The sequence below is a fragment of the Salinivirga sp. genome, assembly GCF_035268865.1.
Classification (GTDB): Bacteria; Bacteroidota; Bacteroidia; order Bacteroidales; family Salinivirgaceae; genus Salinivirga.
The window spans coordinates 1-10488 of sequence record NZ_DATFKB010000055.1; the positions used below are offsets into that span (position 1 = coordinate 1).

At 39.5% G+C, this 10488-nt stretch carries 10 protein-coding genes; 2 read left to right on the forward strand and 8 right to left on the reverse strand.

The features are described from left to right. Positions 1–41 precede the first annotated feature (41 nt). Positions 42–1220 (reverse strand): hypothetical protein, encoded by a 1179-nt coding sequence (locus VJ937_RS03775; RefSeq protein WP_324065562.1) that lies wholly within the window; start codon positions 1218–1220, stop codon positions 42–44. A 323-nt stretch (positions 1221–1543) separates the two neighbouring features. Here VJ937_RS03775 and VJ937_RS03780 point away from each other — a divergent pair, with 323 nt between their 5' ends. Next, positions 1544–2578, forward strand: coding sequence for a hypothetical protein (locus tag VJ937_RS03780; RefSeq protein WP_324065563.1), 1035 nt, complete (start codon positions 1544–1546; stop codon positions 2576–2578). Between the two features lie 72 nt (positions 2579–2650). Continuing rightward, positions 2651–3670: a hypothetical protein gene (locus VJ937_RS03785; RefSeq protein ID WP_324065564.1), complete on the forward strand. Its 1020-nt coding sequence runs from the start codon at positions 2651–2653 to the stop codon at positions 3668–3670. A gap of 72 nt (positions 3671–3742) precedes the next feature. Here the strand turns inward: VJ937_RS03785 and VJ937_RS03790 are convergent, their stop codons facing one another. From VJ937_RS03790 to VJ937_RS03820, 7 genes are all read right to left on the reverse strand, one after another. Next, complete coding sequence (locus VJ937_RS03790) at positions 3743–4732, reverse strand: dihydroorotate dehydrogenase-like protein (protein ID WP_324065565.1); 990 nt, start codon at positions 4730–4732, stop codon at positions 3743–3745. A gap of 90 nt (positions 4733–4822) precedes the next feature. Next, on the reverse strand, positions 4823–6637 hold the full coding sequence (locus VJ937_RS03795) for an FAD-dependent oxidoreductase (protein ID WP_324065566.1): 1815 nt from the start codon (positions 6635–6637) through the stop codon (positions 4823–4825). 41 nt (positions 6638–6678) lie between these two features. Next, on the reverse strand, positions 6679–7869 hold the full coding sequence (locus tag VJ937_RS03800) for a hypothetical protein (protein WP_324065567.1): 1191 nt from the start codon (positions 7867–7869) through the stop codon (positions 6679–6681). Next, positions 7856–8389, reverse strand: coding sequence for an NADH-quinone oxidoreductase subunit C (locus VJ937_RS03805; RefSeq protein WP_324065568.1), 534 nt, complete (start codon positions 8387–8389; stop codon positions 7856–7858). The genes VJ937_RS03800 and VJ937_RS03805 overlap by 14 nt, the downstream gene beginning before the upstream one ends. 32 nt (positions 8390–8421) lie before the next feature. After that, positions 8422–9114 (reverse strand): NADH-quinone oxidoreductase subunit B, encoded by a 693-nt coding sequence (locus VJ937_RS03810; protein WP_205627928.1) that lies wholly within the window; start codon positions 9112–9114, stop codon positions 8422–8424. Between the two features lie 19 nt (positions 9115–9133). Beyond that, entirely contained in the window at positions 9134–10042 is a 909-nt protein-coding gene (locus tag VJ937_RS03815; RefSeq protein WP_324065569.1) for a respiratory chain complex I subunit 1 family protein, read from the reverse strand. Between the two features lie 12 nt (positions 10043–10054). Next, a partial coding sequence (locus VJ937_RS03820) for a hypothetical protein (protein ID WP_324065570.1) occupies positions 10055–10488 on the reverse strand: 434 nt, incomplete at its 5' end.

Below are 10488 nucleotides of genomic sequence, written 5' to 3' on the forward strand. Positions count from 1 at the left end.
TGGTTTTTCCACCATGCACCTCACCCGATATGATAAAGGTTTTATTCATCATCAATAGATTGTAACATATTATGCGACTGATCTAATATCTGAGCCATTACCCTGTTTCTTTGTTTGAAAAACAGTGCAGGTTTTGGTAAACTTTCAATAATAACCGGCAATGCAGCAAATGAAAAAGATAAGGTTTGGTGCAATTGCTTAAATCCTCTGCGGAACAGGATTGCTTTTACCACCGGGTTGCGCAACTCCACTCCAACAGCAGCAAATCCAAAAATGATAATCAGGGCACGGTAATTCATCTCTAATCCTACAACTAATCCTTCTTTTGAAAAATAAGAGCCTGTAGCGGCCCAACTCCATATCATTGCTGCAATAGTTGTGATTGCTATAAATTGAATCCAGATTTTAGGCTTTCTCAAATATTTGGTCGAATTTTTATATCGGTAAATACAAAATACTATAAACGAAACACCCAGCAGACCTGCTGCCCAATACATTTGTTTATTAATAAAATATAAACTCGATACAATGGCACCCACAACTACAAAAAGCAACAACACAGAAAACTGTTGGTTAGTATTGGTTTGAAAAGCATTTTCCTGATTTAAACGCACCTCTAATGTGTAATGATTCTTCACATTCGAGTTTACATACCTTTTGCCGCTCACAAATCCTGCATAGGCCGCAGCAGCGCCCAGAACCATATAGAGTATCACAATACCCGCAATCAGGTAAAGGCTCGATAACGAGTCGATTCCGGATAGCTTTATTAGGTACTGATATAATGATTTGGCCAGTTCGATTAAATCGAGGCCGTACATGAGTAGCAAAAACAAAATTTTCTGTACCAGCGACCAAAGTACTGCTACTGCACCAGCTATAACAAAACCAATAATGTGACGTCCCATGATGAGCAGCAATAGTTCAATGAGCAGCGCTTCCATAAAAATCCCTACCATTGGACCAATGATTACCGCACTTGGCGAAATTGATTTCATCAGTGCGCAAATGATACCGGCACGTAAAATTACACCCCGTTCATTCCATAACTGGGCAAAGCTGATAAGCAAAAATACGCTAGCTGCAGAAAGCATGGTTCCGGCAAAGGGAATTTGCAGGTTGTGCAAAAAACTACCCACAATAATTTCAAATGCAGCCCAGGAACTGCCAATAATTCCGGCTTTTAGCCAAAGTGCGTTTATGTTTTTTTCGCTTAACACTTAATTAATTATTCGTGTAGCGTACTAAAATACGAAAACCATAATAAACATACTAGTTTTGTACTTTTCTTTCATCTTTAGTCACTGAAATCAGAAATTTTTCCTTTGAAATGTTTGATTGACATTTGAATCATCTGTTTTAAAATTTAAACTTTAGCATAAAAAAAGATTAAAATTTGAAATAGTAAAATATGATTTAATGCTGGTATGGAGTTTTAATAATCTTTTATCGTTGGGCCAATCACAGCAACAGGTAATTTTATCTATTGTCTCGAAAAGTAATGTATTTTTTTACCTTTGTCTGTTATTATAATGAAAAACTCATGAAATTAAACTGTACACTCTTACTAATTGCCATTAGTACCATCGTATTTGCCCAAAATGAATGGAAACCCGGATATATTCTCAAAAGCCAGCAAGACACTGTTTGGGGATCGCTGCAGAATAAAAACTATAACGAAAATTCGCATGCTATAACATTTAGAACTGATGAAAACGAACAACCATCAACATATCTACCCGATGATATTTATGGATATCGTTTTAAAGAAGGTAAATTTTATGTATCAAAGTATGTTGATTCTACAGTAGGGCGAATTTTTCTGGAATATCTCGTTAACGGTGAACTTGACGTGTTTTTTTATCAAGACCAGACAGGAGACAATCATTACTTTGTAAAAAAAGATAACCTTCCCCTAAAAGAACTAAAGTATAAGGATAAGTTCGTTCGAAAGGATGGTATAAGATATCTTCTGGAAAACAATCAGTACAAAGGATTGCTAAGTTATTACACAAAAGAAACCAGTGGTATTAAAAAAGATATTACCAGGTTAAACAATGTCAATCATAAAAGTCTGGTCAAGTTTGCGAAAAAATATCATGAACTCAGTTGTGAAGATGGGAATTGTATGGTATATGGTAAAAATCTTAAAAGAAAGATATTTGCTGCCATACATCATGGATCACTCTTTTATACGGGCAGATATTCAAAAGAGTCAAACACAAGTCAAGACAGCTACATAAGTGTAAAAACCTATTTTCAGCAATTTGAACAAAGTGAAAAACTTTTTACTTTTATTGGAGTCAATACTTTTTATTCCAAGCATCTTTATTATCCATATCGTATCGGGATCCCTGTTGGGTTTGAATACATCAATCCAAAAAAGGGATTTAGCTTAAATGGCTCTTACTCTTTGGACCTGGCATCTTTTTTTATAATTAATAATTTAGGTGGTGGCATTAACTATAAATCAGGTAATTTAATTATTCAAACAAAATGTAGCCTGGTAATTAACCTAGTAAATTTTGATATGGTTGGTGTTAGTCCATTATTTGGAATTATATACAATATAAGATAGCAAAAACATTCATAAAAAAATGAATTGGCTGCTTATTTTTTTATATTTACCCGTTATTAAAAACAAACTGTCATGAGGTTAAAATACACGCTACTGCTAATTACAATTGCCTCGGTTACGCTAGCTCAAAATGAATGGAAACCCGGATATATTCTCAAAACCCAGCAAGACACTGTTTGGGGATCATTATTGAACAAAAAATACAGTAAAAACGCAAAATCCATAAATTTTCGAACCAATGAAGGCGAAAAGGAAACAACATTTGTACCATCCGAAATTTATGGTTACCGCTTTACGAATGGTAAATACTATGTATCAAAATATGTGGACTCTACACATGGCATGCTCTTTTTAGAATACCTGATCAATGGTGAACTTGACGCTTATTTTTACAGAGATAAATATGGAGGGAATCATTATTATATTGAAAAGGACAGCCTTAAATTACGCGAGCTAAAATATAAAAATGAGATGATATATGAAGATGGTAAAACTTACCGCAAAAAAACCATTGAATATAAAGGCGTGCTGGATTTTTATACAAGAGATACAGAAGGGTTAAAAAAAGACATCTCTAATCTTAGTGGTATTGATCATAAAAGCCTTGTAAGTTTCGCAAAGAAATATCATGAATTAAGTTGTGGCGATGAGTCATGTATCGAATATGGGAAAGATGTAAAACGCAAACTGCTTTTTTCCGTTGATTTTGGAAACTTTTCACTTTCTTCAACCTACAGAAGTAAATACAATAGAGATAATTACCAATATATTTCAGCTAGCTTTTACTTTCAGCAAATTGAACGAAATGAAAACCTGTTCTTTTTAATTGGTTTCAATCAGTTTCTGGATGACAAAAAACCAATAGGGATTCCTTTCGGAATAGAATACATTGACTTACAGCCCGGGCTGGGTTTTAACGGATCTTATACAATTGATCTTGCTTCATTTTTCTTACTACATTATTTTGGAGCAGGGTTTCACTATAAGATCGGCAACCTAATTTTACAAACAAAAATAAGAATTGCAGGAACCATAGAATTAGAAATTGCCGGTGTTCAACCATCCTTCGGCATTATGTATAGTATTCGATAACAACTACATAGAATCAAATACTGGTGCAAAAAAGTAGTATGTCTCCACTGTATAATTTTGCCTATCTGAATGTTACAAATCAGTATAATTGGAATAGTACTTCATAAACTGGGCACGCTCATACATCATAGGCCGCTTAACGTTTGCATAGCTCAATTTTCCCTTAAAATCGTTCAAACTATTATAACCTTTTTGCTGCATCCAGTTTTCAATTTCCTGCAACATGGTTTTAATGTAGGCCGGTTTATTTTTATACAGCGCAGAAGCTACCTGAACGGCATTTGCACCGGTAAGTAGGGCTTTTACAGCATCGTGCCCGGAATGCACGCCGGTTGAGGCTGCAAGGTCACATTCAACATGATCGGATAAAAATCCAACCCAACGGAGGGTATTGGAAATATCGCGAGGCTGTGTAAAAATATCTCCCGAAACAACCTCCTCCTTGTCTATGTTAATATCGGGCTGATAAAAGTGATTAAAAAGTACAAGGGCTGCTAAATCAGTTTTGGATAGATCGACCAGCATTTGAGCCATACCCGAAAAATAAGAGCTTACCTTCATGGCCACAGGAATAGAAATTTCTTTCTTGATGTCCTCCAGTATTTCAAAGTAAGTTCTTTCAATTTCGTTTCCGCTGGTTTGCGGGTCATTGGGCATGATAAACATATTCAGCTCCAAACCATCTGCTCCGGCGCTTTCTATCTGCCGGGCAAACTCTACCCATTCGCCGTTTGAAATACAGTTGATGCTCGCAAAAACAGGTATATCTGTACCCTGTTTTGACTTTTCTACTAGCGAAAGGTATTCATCAAGATTATGTTTACGTGTATAAAATGATACGTAATTTTCCACATCATCATAAGAGCCATACATATTATTTACGCGTTGTGCATCAACCTCCATCATAATTTGCTCCTCAAAAAGGGATTTAAGCACTACCGCACCAGCACCATTTTCTTCCAGCTTCTTAACCTTTTCAGGAGAATCGCAAAGCTCTGAACTACCCACAATAATGGGGTTTTTCAGCGTTTTTCCCATGTAAGATGTCTTCAGATCAACCATATTTTTAGTTTTTGGATGTTAAATTTTAGATGCTAGATTCTGGATGCTAAATAATTGATATTGGTTATATTAAATCTCCATCTTCAAAATCTATTTATCCGCATATTTTAATTCACCTTTAATATATTTATCAATACCACGGGCAGCCTTGTGACCATTTGCAATACCGTGAATTACATCGGGTCCCTGTATAATATCACCACCTACGAAAAGCCATTCAGCTTTTGATTGAAAATATTCATTTACAACCATGCGGCCTCGTTCATTAAAATCAATATTATCACGAACTTCGCTGGGTATGTAGCTGATATCTGCTCCCTGACCAATAGACTCAACAATCATGTCGGCCTCGAAGAACTTGCGGTCATTCTCATCAAATTTGGGACTGAATCGCCCGTTTTCATCAAATACAGAAACACATTTTTTTACGTGAAGGCCCTTCAGTTTACCTTCGTCAATTTCAATTTTTTCAGGCCCCCAACCCGGATCAACCACTGCTTTTTCCTCACGTGCTTCTACCACCTCTTCGCGGTCGGCGGGCATGATATCTTCCGATTCGAGCGAAGTAGCCAAAACATCTACATCGCCGTATTTTTTGTTCTGCAAGCGGGCCAATGAGCGTGTAATATCCATAGCCACGTTACCTCCGCCAATCACTACAATCTTTTTCGCTACCGGCACTTCTTCACCCAGTGAAATTTTGCGTAATAAATCGGCAGCCATGTACACTTCTTCATGGTCGGTCCCCGGAATACGGGTGCTACGGCCAATATGTAATCCTGTGCCTGCAAACACTGCATTGTAATTCTCTTTTAACTCGTTCAATGTGACATCCTTTCCAATTTCCATATTGGTTTTAATGTCCACGCCTAAACTTTTTATATAATTGATATCCTTGTCAAGCTGGTCATAAGGCAAACGGTATTCCGGTATTCCATAGCGCATCATACCACCGGCTTCGGGTAATTTTTCATAAATAGTACATTGATATCCCATCAAAGCAAGATAGTGAGCTGCCGATAATCCTGAAGGACCCGCACCAATAATGGCCACTTTTTGGTCGTTCTGCTCTATGCTGTCGGTTCCCAGTACTCGTTTATAATCCTCAGATTCAACCTGATCGGCAATGTAGCGTTTAAGCCAGCGTATAGAGAGCGGATCGCCATTATGGCCAACCGAACATACAGTTTCGCATTTGTGGGTACAAATACGTCCGCAAATTTCGGGCAGTGGGTTGGTTTCGTATAATATACTGAATCCCTGCTCAATATCATCTTCTCGCACGGCTTTTATGTATTCGGGAATTCCCATATGTGCGGGACAGGTAGCTACACAAATTCCACATTCCACGCAACGGTCGGCTTCTGCTTTAGCTTGCTCTTTAGAAAAGCCTTTAACCATTTCAACAAATGAATTATCGCGCTTTTCAGACTCAAGATGCTCCATAGCCACTCTGTTGGGCTCATAAAAATCATAACCGGGCTCTGGTTTTTTCCAGCCTTTCTCGTTATCATCCCAAGACTTTTTATCGATTCCGGGAATAAAACGAAATTCTTCAGGATCTTCAGAAACCCAGGTATATTCGTTACTAAGTGTCAATGAGTTTGTAGTACACACATCAACACACAGGGCACACCAGCAGCAGCGTCCATAATCTACCCTGGGACGCAATCCACTATCACCGTCTTTGGTCTCTATACCGTCTACAGGAACCAAATCAATGGCTTTATTCTCGCATATTTCTTCACATGTGCCGCAACCAATACAGCTTTCCACATCATTTTTATGGAAACCACGATAACGGTCGGCACCCGGACGATCATTCAACGGATCTTTGATCACAGTTGAATCTTCGAATGCATTTTTCCAGGCTGTAAATGGTGTGAGTATGTCTTTGAGGCTCATAATTTTTATTTTAAGGTTTAAGGATTGAACATTGAACCAATTTATCGTTCAATCTCTGGAGGACAGGTTTGCAGCGATACCATGATAGCATGAACATCTGATATATTGGCATTGATCAACATTTTTTCGAGTAATGCAACTGCATGCGTGTAACTGGGTCCTCGTAAATTCACTCTTCTGGGATATTTTGATCCATCTGAAACCATGTACATTCCGTACTCTCCTCGAGAGGACTCAGAACGCACGTAAGTTTCGCCTTTAGGTATCTCCCAATGCAACACATTAGGTGTTTTAGCTCTTAAATCGCCGCTTGTGGGCACTTTATCCAATATTTGTCGAATCAGATCAACGGTCATAAGCAAATCATGTTTGCGTACCTGGGCCCTTGTGTAAATATCGGAATCCTTACCTACATACGGATCAAAGTTGAGTTCACTGTATTTGAGGTAAGGATAATCTTTTCGCACATCGCGCTTAAATCCGGCACCGCGGGCATTAGGACCGACAATACCATACTGGCTTACCCATTCTGGTTTGATTATGCCACGGCCTACAGTCCTTTTTTTGAATACTGAGTTCGTAAAAATCAGATCTTCGATTTTGGCTACAAATTGCTCAATATCCTTTAGATTTTGTTCCATCCGTTTCTTAAAACCATCGGGTAAATGTCCGCGCACACCGCCAGGAAGCATGTACATATGATAAATGCGGCCACCGGTAAGTTCCTCGAATCGATCCAGAATTTGTTCGCGCATATACATTCCCCATTGTGACCCAAGGCCCAGAGATAGTGTTGCCCCAATACCAGGCACCACACGTAACAAAACTTGTAAGCGTGCCATTTCAAGCGCAAGTGTTCTCAACCATTTTGCGGCCTCTGGGATTTCTATGCCTGCCAGCTCTTCAACGCAGGTGGAGAGTACATATTCGTTAGAGTCGGCTTCGGGTACGCACATTCGAATACTTAAAGGGAAACATTGCATGTAAGTACGGCGCTCCATAAGCTTTTCGAAACCGCGATGAAGATATCCAACATGCGTTTTAGCATCTACAATTTCATCACCGCTCAACGTCAACTCCAGCGACATATTACCTGTAACACCAGGATGGTTGGGACCTTGCCACAACTTGGTATATTTTTGCGATTGCAGGTCAACTATCGGTTTTCCATTGCTGTCGTGCTCAGGATATTTTGAGCGATCGGGTTGCCAAAGTGTTTTATTTTTCTTCATCTGGATACAGCTTTTTCTTCATGTGTTCTGCGGGATCATTAGTACTACGGCCTTCGCGCGGGAAATAGGTATCCCTGGAATACTGCAACGTGTCAAAGTCGCGCCTGTATGGAGGAATATCATCCCATCCTTCCAGGATAAAATCTTCATCGACGCGCGGACTGCCCGGGAAATCGATACCAAACATTTCTTTTAATTCACGCTGGTAAGTTGCTACCTGCGCCCAAAGGTGATGCGCACTGTCCATGATTGGGTTCGCTCTGTCGATAAATACCCTGATACCCAAATCAACTTTTTTGTCCGGATGGTTTAAAATATAAGTCAATTGAAACTTATTCTCCTCTAACCAGTCGACCGCTGTGAGTAGAACAAAATGTGTAAATCCCTCAATGTCTCTTAAATGCGTAATCAGGGCTATTGCAAGGTCCTTTTTTACAGTTGCATAAGCCAGTTCAGGTCTTTGTTGTACATAGTCGCTTACCTGAAAACGTGATTCTATATCTTTAATAATATTTTCCATATTTGGAAGCGTTTTATCTTGATTAGGAATAACTACCAGTTGTAATCCGGCATATTCCAGTTTTTGATGATCTTTTTTTGATTGGCTTTATACCAATCAAATTGTTCGGCATATTCGTTGGCCCCCTCTGCGCGCCCTTGCTTAATGCGTTCTTTTAACTTATTGAAACCGGCAAGCAAAGCCTCGGGACGTGGCATACAGCCAGCCACATAAATATCTACCGGCATGTAGTAATCCACACGGTTAATTGTATTATAAGAATCGTAATACATTCCACCATTGATGGTGCAGCTGCCCAAAGCCAAAACATATTTTGGGCTTTGCATCTGCTCATAGGTGCGAATGGCCCGTTTCAATGTTTTAACCGATAGGTATCCGGAAATCACAATTACCGATGACTGCCTTGGGGTAGGTCGCATTTGCACCCCATAGCGAAAAGCATCAAATCTGGGTGAAAAAAGCGGTGGTATTTCAATACTTCCGCAACCGGTTCCAAAACCCAGCACCCAAAGAGATTCGGCTCTTGCCCAGTTCAGGAACTTTTCTACAATTTTATTTTTAGGCGCATCGGTTTCCGGACGCTTGTCACAAAAGTAGTCCTGCATGGGATCTACCTCGAATTGCACACCATCAGGTCCGGTAACAAGGCGCTTTTTGTTCTCATCGGCAAGAAATTTATCTTCCTGCGATTCTTGATTTTGATTTATATTTTGATCTTCAGCCATATTTTTAGCCATTATCGATTTAGATAAAAATTATTACCGCTAAAACTCCTATTGCAAGAGGAATTTTCAAAAACCAGGTTACTGCCTGCTCTATGCGATATCGTGGAAAAACCACTCCTACCAAAACTGACCAGAAATAAATCAGGAAAGTTTTAAGAATAAACTCGGCCCAGTTTGTGGCGCCTCCAAAAAACAGGTTCATAAACAAAGCAGCTTCGACGACGTGCAAAATAGCTCCATTGGTGCGCAATACACCCAGAAAAGCTGAATGGTACTCTGTTGGCGGTCCAATAGGCACTTCGTTTGGAGCTTTCACAAGGTTAAATGGCGCATGGCGAAACAGCCCGAGTAAAGAAAACATAGCAGCTGCCGTAGCCAAAGGGTTGGTCACTAGTGTCCAGTTTTGAAAACCGCCTTGCTGCGCGGCTACAATCTCGTGTATTGAAAGCGTGTTATATTGCAGTGCAATTGAAATAACGGCCAGTGTAAGTGGCAGTTCAACAGTTGTAAACTGCGATAAACCGCGTGTGATGCCAATCACTGAGTTAGGATGTCCACCTTCGCCTGCTCCAAGTGCCATTCCGAGCATTCCAAAAAATTGGAAATAGAGGATCAACACTAGATCTCCTGCCCAGGAGAAATTACTAAAATACGCTGAACCATAAATAAGAGGTAAAAACAAAAATATGCCAACGCCTCCACCTAAACGAAACACAGGTCCTAAATAGAACATCACGCCATGAGAAATTGAAGAACGGTTAGCATATAGCTTTACAAGGTCGAGCCAGGGCTGATAAAACGGAATTCCTCTTCGATGAGCAACTCGGGCCACGATTTTCCGCATGGTTGCCCCCATCAACATTCCCCAGTTGAGTACGATAAACAATCCCAATAAGGTCCACAGCAGTTTAATTATAATGTCATTCATAAGTCAAATTCATTAGAAAATCAGGAAATAGATGATTACAATATATGCTACAATATGGAATGCATATGTTTGCCCGTTTCCGGTGTATACTCGTCTGAGTATACCTGCACTATCAGAAATAAAACTGGCTACACGATTCCAAAAGTTAGTAATACCTGGTTCTGAAATAAAGCCTAATGCTTTATTATATCCGGCATACATATTATGAGCCATATGCGTGGTTTCGGGTCTGAATGGCCTTTCTGCCGAATATACCATATTAAACTGTTTGACTTTAGTTGCCCTGGCATTGAGCCACAACAGCCAACCTAAAATCAGAATGAACATCACTCCTACGATATACATGATCCATTCTCCATTCCAATACCCCAAAGCTGTTGTTGCTGCAGCACCATCCCACACTACAGGGTTGGTCGGGAAATAAGCAGATAAATATTCACTAATGG